This window comes from Flavobacterium sp. TR2, assembly GCF_025252405.1.
Lineage (GTDB): Bacteria > Bacteroidota > Bacteroidia > Flavobacteriales > Flavobacteriaceae > Flavobacterium.
The window spans coordinates 66,863-85,915 of the sequence record NZ_CP104307.1 but is presented as its reverse complement, the minus strand read 5'-3'; the positions used below and the strand labels follow the sequence as shown (position 1 = coordinate 85,915).

18 protein-coding genes are annotated in these 19,053 nt (G+C 35.0%); 9 read left to right on the top strand and 9 right to left on the bottom strand.

Annotation, left to right across the window (positions count from 1 at the left end):
- Positions 1-19: 19 nt before the first annotated feature.
- Positions 20-598 carry a pseudouridine synthase gene (locus N4T20_RS00420; RefSeq protein WP_260671205.1) on the bottom strand — a complete coding sequence of 193 codons (579 nt, stop codon included), beginning with the start codon at positions 596-598 and terminating at the stop codon, positions 20-22.
- Positions 599-999: 401 nt separating this feature from the next.
- Here N4T20_RS00420 and N4T20_RS00415 point away from each other — a divergent pair, with 401 nt between their 5' ends.
- The 3 genes from N4T20_RS00415 (at position 1,000) to N4T20_RS00405 (ending at position 6,019) form a co-directional block, all read left to right on the top strand.
- Complete coding sequence (locus N4T20_RS00415; RefSeq protein ID WP_260671204.1) at positions 1,000-1,374, top strand: hypothetical protein; 375 nt, start codon at positions 1,000-1,002, stop codon at positions 1,372-1,374.
- 154 nt (positions 1,375-1,528) lie between these two features.
- Entirely contained in the window at positions 1,529-2,281 is a 753-nt protein-coding gene (locus N4T20_RS00410; RefSeq protein WP_260671203.1) for an SDR family NAD(P)-dependent oxidoreductase, read from the top strand.
- 309 nt (positions 2,282-2,590) lie between these two features.
- Positions 2,591-6,019: a T9SS-dependent choice-of-anchor J family protein gene (locus N4T20_RS00405; protein WP_260671202.1), complete on the top strand. Its 3,429-nt coding sequence runs from the start codon at positions 2,591-2,593 to the stop codon at positions 6,017-6,019.
- Positions 6,020-6,164: 145 nt separating this feature from the next.
- Here the strand turns inward: N4T20_RS00405 and N4T20_RS00400 are convergent, their stop codons facing one another.
- From N4T20_RS00400 to N4T20_RS00380, 5 genes are read right to left on the bottom strand one after another with little or no spacing between them, the layout of a single operon-like run.
- Positions 6,165-6,674: a MepB family protein gene (locus N4T20_RS00400; protein ID WP_260671201.1), complete on the bottom strand. Its 510-nt coding sequence runs from the start codon at positions 6,672-6,674 to the stop codon at positions 6,165-6,167.
- Positions 6,675-6,719: 45 nt separating this feature from the next.
- A complete protein-coding gene (locus N4T20_RS00395; RefSeq protein WP_260671200.1) occupies positions 6,720-8,381 on the bottom strand; it encodes a hypothetical protein in 1,662 nt (553 codons plus the stop codon).
- Positions 8,378-8,929: an RNA polymerase sigma factor gene (locus tag N4T20_RS00390; protein WP_260671199.1), complete on the bottom strand. Its 552-nt coding sequence runs from the start codon at positions 8,927-8,929 to the stop codon at positions 8,378-8,380. The genes N4T20_RS00395 and N4T20_RS00390 overlap by 4 nt, the downstream gene beginning before the upstream one ends.
- A 51-nt stretch (positions 8,930-8,980) precedes the next feature.
- Complete coding sequence (locus tag N4T20_RS00385) at positions 8,981-9,379, bottom strand: hypothetical protein (RefSeq protein ID WP_260671198.1); 399 nt, start codon at positions 9,377-9,379, stop codon at positions 8,981-8,983.
- Positions 9,380-9,386: 7 nt separating this feature from the next.
- Positions 9,387-10,262: a protease complex subunit PrcB family protein gene (locus N4T20_RS00380; RefSeq protein ID WP_260671197.1), complete on the bottom strand. Its 876-nt coding sequence runs from the start codon at positions 10,260-10,262 to the stop codon at positions 9,387-9,389.
- 186 nt (positions 10,263-10,448) lie between these two features.
- Between N4T20_RS00380 and rmuC the strand changes: the two genes are divergently transcribed.
- The 4 genes from rmuC to N4T20_RS00360 all read left to right on the top strand — a co-directional run bounded on the left by rmuC (position 10,449) and on the right by N4T20_RS00360 (position 13,983).
- Positions 10,449-11,822, top strand: coding sequence for a DNA recombination protein RmuC (rmuC, locus tag N4T20_RS00375; protein WP_260671196.1), 1,374 nt, complete (start codon positions 10,449-10,451; stop codon positions 11,820-11,822).
- Positions 11,823-11,866: 44 nt separating this feature from the next.
- On the top strand, positions 11,867-12,415 hold the full coding sequence (locus N4T20_RS00370) for an acyl-CoA thioesterase (RefSeq protein ID WP_260671195.1): 549 nt from the start codon (positions 11,867-11,869) through the stop codon (positions 12,413-12,415).
- A 42-nt stretch (positions 12,416-12,457) separates the two neighbouring features.
- The gene (locus N4T20_RS00365; protein WP_260671194.1) at positions 12,458-12,853 is read left to right on the top strand and encodes a VOC family protein; all 396 of its coding nucleotides are present in this window, start codon (positions 12,458-12,460) and stop codon (positions 12,851-12,853) included.
- A 563-nt stretch (positions 12,854-13,416) separates the two neighbouring features.
- Positions 13,417-13,983, top strand: coding sequence for a YceI family protein (locus tag N4T20_RS00360; RefSeq protein ID WP_260671193.1), 567 nt, complete (start codon positions 13,417-13,419; stop codon positions 13,981-13,983).
- A gap of 3 nt (positions 13,984-13,986) precedes the next feature.
- Here the strand turns inward: N4T20_RS00360 and N4T20_RS00355 are convergent, their stop codons facing one another.
- A complete protein-coding gene (locus N4T20_RS00355; protein ID WP_260671192.1) occupies positions 13,987-14,898 on the bottom strand; it encodes a TIGR01777 family oxidoreductase in 912 nt (303 codons plus the stop codon).
- Between the two features lie 98 nt (positions 14,899-14,996).
- On the opposite strand from N4T20_RS00355, the gene N4T20_RS00350 reads away from it, so the two are divergent.
- Together N4T20_RS00350 and N4T20_RS00345 are read left to right on the top strand one after the other, a co-directional pair.
- On the top strand, positions 14,997-15,656 hold the full coding sequence (locus tag N4T20_RS00350) for a TetR family transcriptional regulator C-terminal domain-containing protein (RefSeq protein WP_260671191.1): 660 nt from the start codon (positions 14,997-14,999) through the stop codon (positions 15,654-15,656).
- Positions 15,656-16,960 (top strand): ABC1 kinase family protein, encoded by a 1,305-nt coding sequence (locus N4T20_RS00345; protein WP_260671190.1) that lies wholly within the window; start codon positions 15,656-15,658, stop codon positions 16,958-16,960. Before N4T20_RS00350 ends, N4T20_RS00345 begins: the two co-directional genes overlap by 1 nt.
- Positions 16,961-17,179: 219 nt before the next feature.
- On the opposite strand, the gene N4T20_RS00340 is transcribed toward N4T20_RS00345, so the two are convergent.
- Together N4T20_RS00340 and N4T20_RS00335 are read right to left on the bottom strand one after the other, a co-directional pair.
- Positions 17,180-18,475 (bottom strand): cryptochrome/photolyase family protein, encoded by a 1,296-nt coding sequence (locus tag N4T20_RS00340; RefSeq protein WP_260671189.1) that lies wholly within the window; start codon positions 18,473-18,475, stop codon positions 17,180-17,182.
- A 62-nt stretch (positions 18,476-18,537) separates the two neighbouring features.
- Positions 18,538-19,008 (bottom strand): SRPBCC family protein, encoded by a 471-nt coding sequence (locus N4T20_RS00335; protein ID WP_260671188.1) that lies wholly within the window; start codon positions 19,006-19,008, stop codon positions 18,538-18,540.
- Positions 19,009-19,053 lie beyond the last annotated feature (45 nt).

Here is a 19,053-nt window from a genome sequence, read left to right as displayed (position 1 = left end):
GTGAGTTATGGATTATGGGTTACTGAAAATTATCTAATTGAAAATCGGATACTTCCAAAACTTCACCCGCTTTTAGGTTTTGCAAATATACATTTCCTATTCGAACACGCACGAGACGCAGCGTAGGAAAACCAACTGCGGCAGTCATTTTCCTAACCTGACGAAACTTTCCTTCATTTATAGTGATAGAAGCCCAAGAAGTTGGACCATGACGTTCGTCTCTTATTTTTTTTGCTCTTGGGCCAAAATCTGGAACCTCAGTGACAATAAAAGCAGAGCAGGGTTTGGTTTTGTATTTTCCTCCGTCAAAACCAATCTCGACACCTTTTTGCAACTGTTCAATCGCTTCAGGAGTTATTACGCCATCAACCTGAACGTAATATTCTTTATCGACTTTTTTGCTTCTAATTTGTTCGCTGACTCTTCCATCGGTTGTCAGCAAAAGCAAACCTTCAGAATCTTCATCCAATCTTCCAATTGCCATTGTGCCTTCTGGAAAATTGTGCAATTCGCCCAAAAGCTTTTTCTTTCTTTTTAATTCATAAATAAATTGGCTCAAATAGCCGTAAGGTTTAAAAAGAATGAAGTGTCGGTGCATTTTTAATTTTTTGCAAAGATAGTTCCTTTCCTAAAATTAAGACCAATTTACTGCTTTTGCGTTTTCATTTTTTTAAGCCATTGATAGACAAACCAGATAGCGGTAACAATAAAAATGGCAATTAAAATCGAGTAATAGTTTTCGAAAAAATCATGAAAGTAACTTCCAATTAAAATATAAGCGGAAGCCATGCAAAGTTTGATCAAGATAAATTCAGAATTAGACCAACTGGTTTTGATTTTGAAGAAATTCATAATAATTGAGGTTGTTAAGTTGCTTTGAATAAAGGTAATAAATAAAAAAGCAGATGGCAATTATAAAAGAAAGGCAATAAAAATTCATAATCTTTTCGCATTTACAATTCGTAATATTATAAAGTAATCGTAAAAAAGAATAATGCTATGGAAACAAATGATTTAGGAACAAAAAAGATAAACGGAACGCAGAAAAATAGTGATGAATCTAAAGGAAAAAACGTTTCGCACGATAAAGAATTAAAAGACGCAAAACTCAACAAAGAGTTAGTCACAGATGCAGACGGTGATAAAAAGATTGTGGAAAGGGCTCGAAATGAAAATGAAGATATTAATGCAACGCTTCATCAAATAAATCCTGATAATCCAAATGCAAATCGTGGAGTTGAAACAGAAGAAGAGGCAAATAAAACAGTAGAGAATAAAGACCGTAATTCTGATATAACTCCAAATCGATATCCAAATTCACATCCAGATAATCATAAGAATCGCGGAAACATGAAACTGGATGGAGAAAAATAAGACAATACGGAATTTTGATCAAAATTGGGCCAATTTAATGTCAAATAACATAACATTAGCGGTTAGCGTTAATGTTGTTTTAAACTCTTTTTAAAGTTTTTCTATCGGTTGATATCTTCGTAAATTAGAGGAATCAATTAAAAACATATATAAAATGGCACTTTTAGAAAATAAAGTAGCTTTTGTTTCAGGCGGCGGTTCGGGAATCGGACGCGCGGTGGCAGAAGCCTACGCTCGAGAAGGAGCAAAAGTTGTAGTATCTGATATAAATGTAGAACACGGTGAAGAAACCGTAAAAATGATAAAGGAAAAAGGAGGAGAAGCTTTTTTTGTAAAAGGAGACTCGTCTAGCGCAGCCGACAACAAGCATATGGTTGAGGTTGCCGTTTCCAAATATGGCCGATTGGATATTGCCTGCAACAACGCAGGAATAGGAGGGCCGGCAAAACCAACTGGCGAATATGAACCAGAAGCTTGGGATAGAGTTATCGCATTAAATTTAAGCGGTGTTTTTTATGCTTGCCGCTACCAATTGGAGCAAATGGAGAAAAATGGCGGAGGAAGCATTGTAAATATTGCTTCAATACACGGGCAAGTTGCTGCGCCAAATAGCGTCGCTTATACCGCAAGCAAGCATGGCGTTGTGGGTCTGACTAAAAATATTGCCGTAGAATATGCGCAGAAAAATATTCGTTGCAATGCTGTTGGACCAGGTTATATTGAAACAGCACTTTTAAAAGATAATCTCGATAAGGAAAGGCTGCAGGCAATTGCTGCAAAATCTGCAATGAACCGATTAGGGACAGCAGAAGAAGTTGCGGAATTGGTAGTTTTTCTAAATTCTGATAAATCATCATTTACAACGGGAAGTTATATTATTGCCGATGGCGGTTATACCGCGGTTTAATAATTTTTAGAGAATATTATTTTGAATTAGTAAAAGCAGTAAGCGAAAGTTTGCTGCTTTTTTTATTTTAAAAACCCATATTATTTGTAAGAAACGTAGCGTTTTCGGGGGTTCTTTCAATGTTAATTGTTTTGAATAATGTTTTGTTTTGAGTGTTTTTTGTTGGTTTTATTTTATTATATTTAGTGTTCTGATAAGTTTTGGTGAAAAATATTTATAAAACACTAAACATTAAGTTTATGGTTTTGTAATATTAGCTTAACTTTAAAGGCAATAAATTTGAATTCTAAAAACTCTATTCTTTAACGTATGAAAAAACTCTACTTTTCGCGCCTTCTTTTGGCTCTTTTATGTTTTTTTTGTCTTTTTTCGGGGAATCTTTTTGCACAGTCAAATCCAACTCCCCAAAGTATACCTTATCTTCAGAAGTTTGACGGATTAGCGGCAAATTCTACTACTTATCCAGCTGGTTTTCAAGGTTGGCTGGTAAGCGCAACTCAGAATACATCAAGTTACAGTACAGCGTTATCTGGTGATAAGGCTTTAATAGCTAACAGTACGGCAAATATTAATAGTGGTAATATTCACAACTACAATGGAAAAATAGGTTTCTTAAATACCACTTCAGCTGATCTTTCAATAGGTTTTGCTTTTTCAACATTTGAAAAAACGGATATTTGGGTTATGTATGATGCGATGATCATACGAAACCTTTATGACGGAGCGTCTAATAATCGTCTTCAGGAAATGGCTTTGCAATATCGTGTTGGAACTAGCGGACCTTTTATAAATGTACAAGGTTCTGAATATTCTAATGATAGTAAAACCGTGCAGACTGGATCAGTTACCGAACCATTAGATAATCGTGTAACAAAGAAAATAGTTAAATTGCCATCTGATTGCGATAATCAAACTGTAGTTCAGATAAGATGGATTGCAAGATTGATGTCGGGATCAAGTGGTTCTCGCCAGTCTTTTGCAATTGATAATATCGATATTAGAAGTGATAATAAGGCGCCTATTACTGAAGCAGGTTATCCGAAAGTAAGCAATGTTTTATCTTCAGGTTTTGACTTTACTAATAAAATAGATGAGGTAGGAAAAACGTATTATGTTTTGCTGCCAAACGGCAGTGCTGAGCCAACGCCAACACAAATAAAGGCAGGCCAGGACGCCGCAGGAAATGCAGCTTTGCAATCTGGTTTCTTAGATATAACAGATCAATCGCAGGAGTATAAAAAAAGCTTTACGGGATTAGCTTTAAATACAGGATATTCTATTTTTTCTGTATCAGAGGATCTTTTCGGACATCAACAAACGGCAGTTAGTAAAGTTGATGCGGCAACTTTGAGTGTGGCAAGTCCTGAAATTTCTACAACGACTTCTACTTTAGATTTTGGTATTTTAGAATCTAATCATGACTTTAAAACTTTAAGCTATCAGGTTCAGGCTACAGATCTTACGGATAATTTGGTTTTAACTTCTTCGGCAAATTTTACAATCTCTAGAGATAATAACACTTTTGCTTCATCACTGACATTTTTTCCTGCTGATTTTGCTTCTAACGTAACTCCAACAGTATATGTAAAATTTACGCCAAATGCAGTTTCTGGTTTCAGTGGGCAGATAACACATGAATCTACAGGAGCGGTAACAAAAACAGTGGCATTGGCTGGAATTGGAATTGATCCTTTTAAACAGAATTTTGACGATCCTAATGTTTTAGCTAACAGTGGCTGGACACAGTATGATGAGGCAGGGCCTTTAAATAAATGGGGGTACACTGCTGTTGCTCGAAATGTAAATTCTGGAACTGGAGCCGTTTTAGTTAATGGATATTCGGATACTGGAGCAAGTAAAGACTGGCTGATTTCGCCTAAATTGCGCTTGAATAATTTTGGCAACTTCCCATTGTTATCTTTTTACTCTCGTAAATTTTATGCTGGGCCTGGTTTAAAATTAATGGTTTCAACCAATTATGATGGCGTAAGTAATCCAAATACGGCAACATGGGTAGAAATAGACGGTAAATTCCCGACAAACACAGGAAGCTATGTGCAATCTCAATACATTAAATTGACAGATTATAAAACAGATCATACTTATCTGGCTTGGGTTTATGAAACGACAAAGGGAGGAACAAACTTTGCGTCTGAATGGTCATTTGATGATTTTGCTGTAACAGACGAGGCGGGTTATGTAGATTTGAATCCTGTTTTAGATTTTGGCGTTGTCAATGTAAATACAATTTCAGATGCCCAATCTTTTAATTTTAAAGCAGAAGGTTATGGAGACATTACAATTGCCGCTCCAGCATCATACAAAATATCGGCAGATAATATTTCGTTTTCATCAAGTATCGTAGTTACAGCTGCCGATGCTTTGGCGGGAAAAACGCTTTACGCGAAATTTGAGCCAACAGTAAAACAATTTAAAATATCAGGTTCTTTAACAGTAACAGGAAGTTCATTAAACAAACAAGCTGGAGCCTTGACAGGATCTTCTCTGCCAAAATCAGAAACTTTTGATGTGGTTACTTATAATTTAGAATTTTTTGGTTCAGATAATCCTAGTAATGGACCTGCAGACAATGCACTTCAAATCGAAAACGTGGCAAAAGTGATGAATAAATTGGATGCTGATGTTTATGTGGTTCAAGAAGTTTCTAGCGACGCTGCTATAGACGATTTAATTCTGAAGCTAAATGTAAACGGAAAAACATTCAATAAGACTACTTCTCCAGTATGGTCATATTCATGGGACCCGAATTCAGACCCAAGTTTTCCGCCTCAAAAGCTAGTCGTTATTTATAATACTCAAACTGCTACTTTGAAAAAAACTCGAGTAATGTTTAAAGAGTTTTATGACGAATTGGTTGCAGGCACTAAAACTTTGGCAAATTATCCGCTTCCGGCAAGTAACCCACCAGTGCATCCAAGTTCAGGATTCTTCTCTTCAGGGCGTTTGCCTTATATCGTAACTTTAGAAACCAATCTTAACGGAGTTAAGAATGAAATTAAGGTTATAGACGTTCATGCCCGTGCAAACAGCGGTTCTGACATGACAACATATACCAGACGCAAGTATGATACGCAAGTTTTTAAAGATAGTTTAGATGCGCATTATCCAAATGACAATTTAATTATTTTGGGAGATTACAACGACGATGTGAAAAAATCAGTTTTTGGCACCAACAATCCATCAACTTACGAAAACTTTGTTACAGATACCAGCAACTATAAAGCGCTTACTTTAGAAATAAGCCAGGCTGGTGCTTTCAGCTTTTTAACTTCGGGCGGATTCTTAGATCATATTATGATTTCTAATGAATTGTTCGATCAATACATAGATCAGTCAACAGCGGTTTACGATCCAAGAAATGATATTGCAAATTACACCACAACAACTTCAGATCATGGACCTGTAATTGCTCGTTTTCAATTGAAAAGTGTTCTTTCTACGCCAGATTTCGGAAAAAACAATTATTTTGTAAAAGCGTATCCAAACCCTGCAACAGATGTTTTGAATTTTGATGTTAAAACAACGCAAGGAAGAGATTTAAAAATCAGATTATACGATTTTAATGGTCGTGCGATTGGAAACCCGATTAGCGTTAAAAATGAATCTGAAGTGAGTACCGCAGTTATTGCTGTAGGCAATTTAGTTTCTGGAGTTTATTTCTATACCGTTACAGAAAACAATAAAGTGATTTTTAAAGATAAAGTTATTAAGAAATAATAACGATTTTCTTTATAACTCCTGAGGGGTGAAATATTTGTAGCTTCCATGTAGCTTTATGCTGTAAACATTTATTATTTGCTATAAATATTTCGCTTCTATGAAGCTTAAAAAAACAAAGGCAGTCATTTTGAGACTGCCTTTTTTATGAAAATATCTTTTTGAATTTTTCTAAATCAAAATGACCAGAATCTGAAAAGTTGAAAAAATAATCCAACTGCCAACGCTGCGTTTTCTGCGCTTGTTTGCTTGTGGTTTCATCCCAAGGCGGATAAACTCTTGTCGCTCTGATTCCTTCTTTTGCTTGGGTAGAAAAAATACCTTTTTCCAATAATGTTTTTTTTGGGAAAACAAACTGTCCCCAATTTTGATCTTTTCGAACCGTTACAATCACAAAATCGATAGTGTCAGAATAATCAAAAGGTTCAATTATGCCTTTTTGATTTCTTTTCCATAAAGTAACAAACTGACCTGTTTTGGTTGGGGTGATTTTTGATTCTCTATAACAGATGTTTTTATTGTTGAGCATAAATCGATATGCGCTGTATTCTTCGCTTTCGTTTTCTTTTTGCAAAGAGGCTAGCAATAATCCTGCTTGATCAAAAGCGATTTCTTTGCTTAGCAATAAATCAGGCGAACCAATAGTAAAACTCATAAATTCTATTCTAAAAAATTGCCTGAAAATTACTGAAAATTGGCTTTAGAAATTAACATTCAATCCAAAATTTAATCCCCATTGGAACTGATTGAAAGACTGGCTGTTTAACGGATTGATATAATAATTTACAGCAGGCTCAACAAAAACATTGGTTTTTTTGTACACGCGATATTGAACTGTACTGCTCAAAGTAGAACCATAAACGTAATCATTGGCATTTATATTCTCTCCAATAGAATGTCCGTCTAGAGCTACATTGTTAGAAATTAATTTACCCACAAAACCTCCAGTATTTAAGTTAATGCTAGCTTTATTTTTATTAAAAACAGAATAAGAAACCTCAAGAGGCATTTCTACATATCTTAAATTCTGATCCAATTTACCCGTTTGCACGTTTTCGTTTTTCATAGCTTCTTTGGTACTATTCGAAATCAAAAGATAATCTTGGCTTGTCGGGTCTGCAGTGGCAACGGGACTGCTATTGCTGTCAGCATATAAAGTTCCTGGATTAAAAAAAGCATTGTTTTTGGCGCTTACATACGATACATTGGCAACGCTCTGGCCTAATTCGCTAATTTTTAATCCAGAACCTACGGCCCATTTTTTGTTAATGCTGTATTTTGTTTTTACACCATAAGAATTAGACTGTTTCGAATCGTTTACGTTTCCTAAAGTTTTATCGTTTTTAGTATTTTCAGAACTTGCCACACCTGCAAATACGGCAACGGCCCATCTTTCGTTTTTATTGATCAGATTATCTTTTTTCTCTTTTTCTTCTTTTTCCTTTTCAGGAGCCAAAATTCCTTTTTCTAAATTCTGAAGTTCTGCCAGTTGCATAGAATCTGTTTTGCTTAAACTGTTGGCAGTTTTCAGATCGTCTTTTATGATGACAGCTTTATCAGTTCGCTTCGTTTCGTTTTTACCCGAAAATGAATTGTTAGAATTATATCCATTGCTTGCAAAAGGATTGTTATGGGCAGCAGCATTCTGATTATTGAAGGCAAGGTTTTTATTGTTTTTTGCGCCAAGCTGTTCTTCAAAAATAGAATTTGAAAGCTGTTTTTTTGCTGTAGAATTGAATTTGCTTTGTTTTCCAAATGCAATTCGCTCTTCAGAAATTCCTTTGCTGGAAGATTTTGCGTTGTTTTCTAAAACAGATTTTTTAGAAGATTTTAGAATAGATTTTTCCTCTGACGCGCTAGGGTTCTGAAATGCAACAGATTGGTTTGGAGCATTTGCAGGAACAGCAGCATTAGATTGAGAATCTTTTTTATTGGTTTTGCCCTTAGAATTTGCTTGAGCTACAGAAGTCTCATGAACTTGAATTCCTGATTCATTATTGAATTGATTTTTTACGCCATTTTCATTCAAAGAATCAATTTTTTTGCCGGTATTTTTATTTAGATCTAGATTCTTGCTTTTAGAATTATCTTTTGCGTTTTTGTCAAGAACAATGCTATTGCTATTTTTTTCTAAACCGCCATTGTTGAGGTTATTATTTTGAGACGAATCGGTAAAATGTAAAATTGAAGGCAGAAGCAACCCTAATAATAAGCATGCAGCAGCCGACCACCAAAGAACAACTCTCTTCTTCTTTTTTGGTTTGTCTAATTTTTCTTCAATCTGACTCCATAATTCAGGAGGCGGAACACTCGAGAAGTCTTCCATTGATGAAAAAATATCTTCTATTTTTTGCTTCTTCATGCTGTTTTAAAATTTTTTATGCTCAAAATTCGCTTTTGTAATAAATGTTTGGCGCGATTTAGGTTTGATTTCGATGTCCCTTCGGAGATTTTTAATAGTTCGGCAATTTCTCTGTGCTTCATTTTTTCGAATACATAAAGGTTAAAAACCGTTCGATATTGATCTGGCAAATCCCGAATGTATTCCAGCAGTTTTTCCTGTTCTATCGGAATAGCTTCAAGTTCCTCTTCTTCAACAAAATCCGTGTCGGGATCAAAAACATCTAAAAAGAAACTCTCTTTTTTCTTTTTATTTAAAGTTTCGATGAGTTTGTTTATAAAAATCCGTTTCAGCCAGCCCTCAAAACTTCCTTCAAATTTATATTGGCTTATTTTCTGAAACGCAATTACAAAGGCTTCCTGAAAAACATCTTTCGCATCATCTTCATTCTTCATATACTTCAAACATATCCCATACAGAACAGGAGAGAACAGCTGATAGATTTTCAGCTGTCCCTCTCTGTCATTTTTAATGCACAGTTTGATATATTTTTCTAAATCGTCTTTCAAGAAATGGTTTAAATTTGGTTTTGCAAAAATAGTTTTAAATAGCTTACCAAACTATCTTTTAAAAATAGTTCGAGTACCGTCTTGACCGTTGCTTACAATTGTTAGGTTTTGATTGTCAAGGTTTTCTATTACATAAGTTTTGCCTTCAAATGTAATGAGATCATGTCCTGAATTATCAGCAGATTCTTTGCCTTTTTCTATTTGATAAGCGCTATTTCTAATTTCTACATTGTTTTTATAGGTAATAACCCTTCCGTTTTCTGTAAAAACAACTTTTTTAGTAAATCCGATTGTCTGTGGTGTTGCCACGTAAGGATTATCAGATCCTCCAATAGATTTTTGCCAAATCCAAGTGTTTACAATTGATCTTGCAGCATCTCCAGAATTATGTACAGAAATCATTGAAGTAAAAAGAAAACAGATAGCAAAAGATAAAAAGAGTTTTTTCATGACTATACTATTTTAAGCTTACAATTTTTTCCTGAATCGCTTTTTTGAAAAGTTTTATTTCGGTGCTTTGATCTTCAGTATCATTATTGTCGATGTAAACTTTAGTAACGTTTGCTCCTTGACGAAGTTCAAAATAAATTCCGCCTTGGTCAGCAGCGTCAGGCGCGCCATACGTTTTTGTCTGTCCTTTTAAAGCCAAAATCTCTGCAGGAACATTTTTTAAGAATGCAGTATATTCGCCTCTCTTAATTGTTGGCGTATATCTGTATTGTCCAAAATCATATTGGCCTGCTGCAACGTTTAAGAATTTTAACGTATTGTAATCGTTGATCTGATAGAATTTTTGGCAGTCACCACCCGTACATAGATTACTGAAACTTCCAATAATCATATTGTCAGGACTTTCTTTTGTTTTATTGAAAATCATTCCTTTTGATGTTTTCGGGATCAAAACAAAATCAGAAGGATAAGTAGTAGCTTGAGTTACGTTTTCTCCTTCAGCAGGAACCTTTTCGTAGTAATTCACAACAATTTCGCAATTGTTTTCTATGATAGAGCTAATCACGATGTCGTAACCGCTTGTAGGTTTAGCGCCAGCAAAAATTCCGACCAAGTATTCTTTTGAAAAATCAATATTTGGGTCGCTTGCTACAGGACAGCTGTTAGGGTGTTTTGTAAAATACTCATCCATTTTTTCTTGAGATCCAATAGCAACTGCTGCTGGATTGTTTGGTTGCGTTTTTACGCTATAATTGCATGAGAAAGGAAAACCGGTAAAATTTACAACTGTATTAGCTCCGCAATCTACATAGTTATTTCCATCATTAAGGGAACAGGCACTAAATCCAAAGGCTACAAACAAGCCCAACATTAATTTTTTCATAATCTTTTTAATAGGTTTATATCTTGTAGATAGCGTTTTAAAAAAAAGGTTGCGTTGAGACTAAATTTTTTTTGAAAAAAATAAAATGTTGGTTTAGTTTGAATTGAGCATGAATTAGTGAAATTTCTATTTTAAAAATTAAGTACTACGTATTATTGAGTACTTTTACGTAAAATTAACTTAGTTATGACCGATTATTTACCGTTTTTATTAGGTTTTGCTGTGGCGCTTTTTGCAGGCATATACGTAGGCAGAACGCTTTCTGTATCCAAATTTCAGTCAGAGAAAGCCATTTCTGAAGAACGATTAAATGCATTAAACGGGCAATTGCAAATGCTGAAAGAACAATTTGAAAGTGAAAAAAATAATTTTCAGAAACAATTGCAGTTCAATATTTCTGAGAAAGAAAACATTCGAACCGAGAAAGACAGCTTGGCAATCCAGCTTTCTAAAAAAGAAGTAGATTTTGAAAATTTATGGGAACGCCATAAAGAGCAAAAAAGCGAAATCAATGAGCTTCAGGAAAAATTCACCAAAGAATTTGAAAATCTAGCCAATAAAATCCTCGAAGAAAAATCGGCAAAATTTACCGAACAAAATACCGTAAACATGAAAAATATCCTGACGCCTTTGCAGGATAAAATTCAGGTGTTTGAACAAAAAGTAGAGCAAACCCATAAAGAAAGCATCGATTATCATGCGGCACTTAGGCAGCAGATTATTGGTTTGAGCGAAATGAACGCGCAAATGAGCAAGGAAACCTTAAATCTGACTAAAGCGCTAAAAGGCGACAGCAAAATGCAGGGAAATTGGGGCGAATTGGTTCTGGAACGTGTTCTGGAAAAATCGGGATTGGAGAAAGGAAGAGAATACGAAGTGCAGCAGAGTTTTACCAATAGCGAAGGAAATCGCGTTTTGCCAGATGTTGTAATCAATCTTCCTGACGGTAAAAAAATGATTGTCGATTCTAAAGTTTCTTTGTCGGCTTATGAAAAATGGGTGAATGAAGAATCAGAGCTTTTAAAAATAGAATTTCTTAAGGAACACGTTATTTCCATAAAAAGGCACGTGGAGCAGTTAGGAAACAAAAATTATCATGATTTGTATCAAATGGAAAGCCCAGATTTTGTCCTGCTTTTCATTCCGATGGAACCCGCTTTTGCCGTTGCCTTAAACGAAGATCCAACATTATACACCAAAGCTTTTGATCGAAATATTGTCATTGTAACGCCAAGTACGCTTTTGGCTACATTAAGAACTATCGATAGTATGTGGACCAATCAGAAACAGCAGGAAAATGCCTTAGAAATAGCAAGGCAGGCTGGAGCTCTTTATGACAAGTTTGAAGGTTTTGTAACCGATTTAGTCAGAATTGGGAATAAAATAAAAGACACCAAAACGGAATACGAAAGCGCCATGAACAAATTGGTTGATGGAAAGGGGAACCTGATTTCGAGTGTAGAAAGGTTGAAAAAAATGGGAGCAAAGGCAAAGAAATCGCTTCCAGACAATATCATTGCACGAGCAATAAATTCAGATGAAAATGAATTATTGAATTAAAATAATAGAATACAGCTAATCAAAAAAATACCAAAAACAAAAACATGACTACAGACTTTAAACCCGTTTCTTCTTCAAAAGTTAGCATATCAGAATTGATGCTGCCATCGCATACTAACTTTAGCGGAAAAATTCACGGAGGATATATTTTGCAATTACTGGATCAGATTGCTTTTGCATCGGCATCCAAATTTAGCGGCAATTATTGCGTAACAGCTTCTGTTGATACGGTAAACTTTCTGAAACCGATTGAAGTTGGAGAGTTGGTGACCATGAAAGCTTCTGTGAATTACGTGGGAAGAAGTTCTATGGTGGTCGGCATTCGCGTAGAAGCAGAAAATATTCAGACCGGAGTGATTAAACATTGCAATTCGTCTTATTTTACAATGGTTGCCAAAGATAAAGAAGGCAAAAGCGTTCAGGTTCCGGGATTAATCTTGTCAAACTTAGAAGAAGTGCGTCGTTTTAGAAAAGCAATAAAACATATTGAAGTTCGAAAAGAAGTGGAAGAGCACGAAAAATTGGCCAATATAAATTCGATCGAAGATTTAGCGAGCCTAGAAAAATATAATGTCCTCTTAGAAATCAGCTAAAATTTCTTATATTTATTTGATGCACATTAAATATTAGAAATTATGGTCAAGTTTGGATATACGATTTTATATGTTGAAAATGTCGAAGAAACGATTTCGTTTTATGAAAACGCATTTGGTTTTTCGAGAAAATTTGTCACGCCAGAAGGAGATTATGGCGAGTTAATTACAGGAGAAACAACACTTTCATTTGCTTCGAAAAAATTAGCCTCAAAAAGTTTGCCTGATGGCTTTATCGAAAGCACTTTAGAAGACAAACCTTTTGCCATAGAAATTGGTTTTGTAACAGATAATGTTCCTGAAGTTTTGCAGAAAGCAACTTCTTTTGGCGCTGTTATAGTCTCAGAACCGATGGAAAAACCTTGGGGACAGATTGTTGCATACGCACGAGATTTAAATGGTTTTTTGATTGAAATTTGCACAGAAGTTAAAGGTTAATGTATTCGTTATAAAAACGAAGGTAAAGTCCGTACGGGACATTTTGCCATTTGTTTACCAATATGTAATTCCTAGCGGAATTATTATGATGAAAATGTCGAGATAGAGGACATATTTAGTAAAAAAATATCCCGTAGGGATTACACACTGATAGATATGTAATTCCAGCGAAACATTTCAAAAATGTGTAATGAGTAAATATCCCGTAGGGATTACACATTGGTAGATATGTAATTCCAGCGAAACATTTCAAAAATGGGTAATAAATAGATATCCCGTAGGGATTACACATTGGTGGAAAAAAAAATATGCGTCATCAACATTTTGTCGCGTAGGGACATTTTATTTTTTTATGTCATTTTCGTTCAAAAATTCACAAATTTTTAGCATTACTCGCAGAACTTTCAATGGAGAAATTTCGTAACTTTAAGTGTAATTATTGGGTTACGGAATTTTTTCACTGAGTATTGCCGTTCGATTTTTCAGATTAATCAGAATCTGATTTTTTATTTTCTCTTGGTCAGAATAAATTGAATGACATAATTGTTTAAATGTAGACGATTATGAAAACAACTACCTTACTATTTTTACTTTTTACCGCCTTTTCTGTCCTTGCCCAAGACAAGTTTTTTACCAATACAGGAACAATAAACTTTGAGGCTTCTGTTCCTATGTTTGAGGAAATTAGAGCAGTAAATAGACAAGTTGCCATACTTTTAGAACCTAAAACAAGTACTTTTATCTGTACTGTCATTGTCAAAAATTTCCGATTTAAATTAGATCTCATGCAAGAGCATTTCAATGAAAATTATATGGAAAGCAATCGTTATCCTAAAGCAGTTTTTAAAGGTAAGATTGAAAAATTTGATTTGAAAGATATTAATGAAGTTGAAAAAGAATATCAGATAAAAGGAAAGTTAAACCTGCGCGGCAAATCGAAGGAGATTACTGTGAATGCTTTGATTAAAAGAGTTCCAGAAGGAATCCAGATCATTTCAGATTTTCCAATTGTAGTATCCGATTTTAATATTCATATTCCAACTCCTATTGCGGCAAAAATTGCAACAACTGCCAATACAGAATTGACGGGTATAATCCGCAGCGATGAGACCATGCTTACCTTGAAGTAAAAACTACTTTATGCAATTTATAAGCGACTTTTCTAAATCGGTAAATTGAAATTCAAAACCTGCTTTCTGAATTTTCTCAGACGAAACACGCTGTCCTGTTAAGACCGCTTCGCTCATTTTTCCAAGTAGAATTTTAAGGACAAATGGCGGCACTTTAGGAAGCCATATAGTGTAATCGTAGAGTTTGGCCATGGTTTTAGAAAATCTCGCATTTGTAGTATTGTCGGTAATGCAAGCATTGTACGGACCTTCTAGTTTGGTATCTTCTATACTTTTTAAATAAATCTGGCACAAATCTTCAATATGAATCCAAGGAAGATATTGTTTGCCTGAGCCCAAAACTGCGCCAAAACCAGATTTAAATGTAGGAATCATTTTTTTTAAAAAGCCTTCGTTTTTGCCTAAAACGATGCCAGTCCTAATTTTGACTGTTCGAATATTTAAAGAACCGATTTTATCTGCGGCACTTTCCCATTTCTGGCAGGTTGTGCCTAGAAAATCATTCGCAGGAGCAGAATTTTCGGTGCAAATTTTATGGCTTGTAATAGCGCCGTAAATTCCGATGCCTGAAGCAGAAACAAAAGCTTCCAGTTTTTTATTGTTTTTCTCTAAAATAGAATAGATCATTTCGACCGGTCTTACGCGGCTTTCAATAATAGCTCTTTTGCGCCTTCTGGTCCATCTTTTTTCGACTATTCCTTCGCCGGCAAGGTGAATAATGTAATCAGCATTAAGAATCGCATTTTTATCAATATAATTCTTCTTGATGTCCCATTTGTAATACGTAACTCTTTGCGTATTTTTTCTCTCAGAACGGCTCAAAACAGATACAGAAAATCCAGCTTCAATCAGGACATCTGTCAAATGTTTTCCGATGAAACCGCTTCCGCCTGTTAATAGAACATTTTGAGCCATAATAGTTTATAATATATTTAACAGTCTAACTTGTTTAAGGATTAGTAAAGGTACTTAAACAATGTTTACCTTTATGGCAAATTCTAAATTTTAATAAAATGGCGACTAAAAAAAAGGTAATTACCAAAGATGATATCGTTTCAAAATATATGGAAGAAGTTCTGGAAAAAGGGCAAAAACCAAAATCAGTTTATCATTTTGCCAAAGAAAATGATTTTACAGAAGCTGAGTTTTATGCTTTTTTTGGAACATTAGAAGGTTTAGAAAAAGAAATATTCAGGCTGTTTTTTGAAAATACAGTCAATCTGCTGCATAAGAATGAAGAATATCAGCAATATGATATGAAGAACAAAATGCTAAGTTTTTATTTTACTTTCTTTGAAATCCTGACTGCCAATAGAAGTTATGTCTTGCAATCGCTAAAGATTGATAGAAATCCGCTTAAAAATTTAGTTCAGTTGACTTCGCTTAGAAACAGTTTCAAAGAATATGTTTCTGAAATCCTGACAGATGATTATAGACTGGAACAAGAAAAATTTCAAAAATTTCAGGAAAAAGCTATTCAGGAATCCTCATGGATACAGCTCATGATGGCAATCAAATTCTGGATGGAAGACGAATCTCCTGCTTTCGAAAAAACAGATATTTTTATTGAGAAGTCAGTAAATGCCTCATTTGAATTGATGAATGTTGCGCCAATGAATCATCTGATAGATTTTGGGAAATTTTTGTTCAAAGAAAAAGTATACAGCAGATAATGAAAACAATCGATTATATTCCGACCTCAAAAATTGAGCGGGCAGGAAAATTGGTTCAGACAGGCGCTAAAATCGGTGTAAACTATGTAAAACATTATGCCGAAAAAATTGTTAACCCAGATCTGACCCGTGATAAATTAAATGAGAACAATGCCGAAGATATTTATGATGGACTAAAAAGCTTAAAAGGAAGCGCCTTAAAAGTGGCTCAAATGTTAAGCATGGACAAGAACTTTCTGCCGCAAGCCTACGTAGAAAAGTTTTCGTTATCTCAGTTTTCTGTTCCACCTCTTTCTGCTCCATTAGTTTTAAAAACTTTCAAGAGCAATTTTGGAAAAACACCGTACGAGATTTTTGATGAATTTAACCCAAATTCTGTAAATGCGGCAAGTATTGGTCAAGTGCATTTGGCGAAGAAAGGCGATAAAAAACTTGCCGTAAAAATTCAATATCCAGGTGTTGCCAACAGTATTTCGTCCGATTTGGCTTTGGTAAAACCAATTGCCATAAGAATGTTTAATCTCCAAGGAAAAGATTCTGATAAATATTTTAAAGAAGTCGAAGACAAGCTGATTGAAGAAACCAACTATTTGCTGGAATTAAAACAAAGCCAGGAAGTGGTTGATGCTTGCAGTAAAATCGAAAACATCAATTTTCCGAACTACTATCCGGAGTTTTCATCGGAGAAAATCATTACGATGGATTGGATGACGGGAATTCATCTTTCTGAGTTTACAGCAAAAAATACCGATCAGACAGCGGGCGATAAATTAGGTCAGGCACTTTGGGATTTCTATATGTATCAAATTCATGTTTTGCGAAAAGTTCACGCAGATCCGCATCCGGGAAACTTTTTAGTTGACGATCAAAATCAGTTAATCGCTTTGGATTTTGGCTGTATGAAACAGATTCCAGAAGATTTTTACACACCGTATTTTGAATTGATCAATAAAAATGTCATTACAGACCAAAAGCTTTTCAACGAGAAATTATTCGAATTGGAAATTCTTCGCCAAGACGATACTCCTGCTGAGGTAGCATATTTTACCGAGATGTTTCATGATTTGTTGTCGCTTTTTACAAAACCTTTTCAAAATGAAACTTTCGATTTTGCCGATGAAGAGTTCTTTAACGCTATTGCGCAATTAGGAAAACGCTTTTCAGAAGATACAAATCTGAAAAAAATGAACGGAAATAGAGGTTCTAAGCACTTTATTTACATGAACCGCACTTTCTTTGGTTTGTACAATTTAATGTTCGATTTGAAAGCTAAAATTGTGGTGGATAATTATTTGAAGTATTAGGTTTTTTTGTTTCAGGTTTCAAGTTTCACGTTGACCGAATTTTAAACATAGAACTTTGTCAAAGTTTAAAACTTTGACAAAGTTTTTTTTTGTCTAGTTTGTCTTCCTGAGCGGAGTCGAAGGGTCGCAAAGAGAGGACACGCAGTACTTAACCTGAAACCTGAAACCTGAAACCTGAAACCTGAAACTTGAAACTTGAAACCTGAAACAAAAACAACATCATTTCAAAATCCCAGCCTTATAAGTCGCAATTGCGCGATCTCTAGCAAAAGCATGATCGATCATTGGTTCGTTGTAGCCAAGATCAAATTCGGGAATCCATTTGCGAATGTATTCTCCTTTTGGGTCAAACTTTTGCTGTTGGATTTCAGGATTGAAAACTCTAAAGTATGGTGCGGCATCGCAGCCTGTACCTGCTGCCCATTGCCAATTTCCTACGTTTGAGGCCAATTCAAAATCCAAAAGCTTTTCGGCAAAATAAGCTTCGCCCCACTGCCAATTGATGAGCAAATGTTTGCAGAGAAAACTCGCCACCACCATGCGAACGCGATTGTGCATATAACCAGTTTCTTTTAACTGGCGCATTCCAGCATCAACCATTGGGTAACCTGTTGTTCCGGAGCACCAGCGTTTAAAATCATCTTCGTTATTTCTCCATTGGATGCCGTCATAATTAGATTTGAAATTATGATTGACACAATTTGGAAAACTGAACAAAATCTGAATAAAAAACTCTCTCCAGATTAATTCGCTTAAAAAAGTCTGATTTTTTCGGTTTGCCCAATTTACCAGTTTTCGAATGCTGACCGTTCCAAAACGCAAATGAGGCGAAAGATAAGAAGTGCTGTCCAACGCAGGAAAATCTCTGGTTTCTTTGTAACTCGCAATCTGCGTTAAGTTATGAGGCTGAACATTTATGGAACTTCTTTCAAAACCAATGGCAGCTAAATCGGGAAAGTTAAATTTATTTTTGGCAAAATTGGACTGAAATGGAATCGAATCGTATTCTGGAGCCGAACCAGAAAAATTATATTTTTCAAGCCATTTGTTTTTGTACGGAGTGTAAACCGTATAGGGAAGTCCGTCTGCTTTTGCAATTTCTTTTTCCTCAAAAATAACATGATCCTTAAAAGAAAACGATTTGATGCTATTTTCTTTTAGCAGTGCAGTTATTGCAGCGTCTCGTTTAATCGCAAAAGGTTCGTAATCTTTATTGAAGAAAACGCTTTGAATGTCAAATTCTTCTGCAAGTGACTTCCAAACTTCTTTTGTTTTTCCTTTTTTAATTAAAATGGAAGAATCAATTTGGCTCAATTCTGAATTTATCTTTTCAAGAGAATCGTAAATGAAAGTTACTCTCGCGTCATTTTTTGGAAGATGGTCCAGAATATCATCATCAAAAATAAAAAGAGGCACGACAGGATAATCAGCTTGCAGCGCATGAAATAATCCTGCATTGTCTTCTAAACGCAAATCACGTCTGAACCAGAAAATGGTAACTTTTTGTTTTGTCATTGTTGTTGGTTTTCTGCCACGAATTCACGAATTGATGGCATGAATTTTTGAGTTTATATTTTTTAAGCTTTTTTAGAATTAAACAATTCTTCGATTTTATTAAATCTATAATCGAAAATGCTTTTGAGTTTGTTTTTTACGATTAAGCGGTTCATGATTCTTCCCAAAATTCCGAGCGGAAGAGCGTAATGAACAATGTCTGTCATTTTTGTTCCTCCATCTGGCGCCGGTTCAAAGAAGTGTTTGTGATGCCATAATTTATAAGGCCCAAAACGCTGAATGTCTACAAAATACTCATTTTCCTTGCAGGCCGTAATTTCGGTTACCCAAGAAATTTTGATTCCGAGAAGCGGTTTTAAGGTATAAGTGATTATTTGTCCATGATACATTAGTTTTCCATCGTAATCTTGAATTTGGAAATTCATATCGTCTAGCGTAATCGTTTGAAGGTTTTTAGGGCTCGAGAAGAAATCCCAGCAATCTTCTACGCTTGCATTTATATGCTGTATGGTTACTATCTTGTGTAATTTCATAATCAAATTGTTCTTAAAATATGCGAGCGTTAAGGATTACTTCAC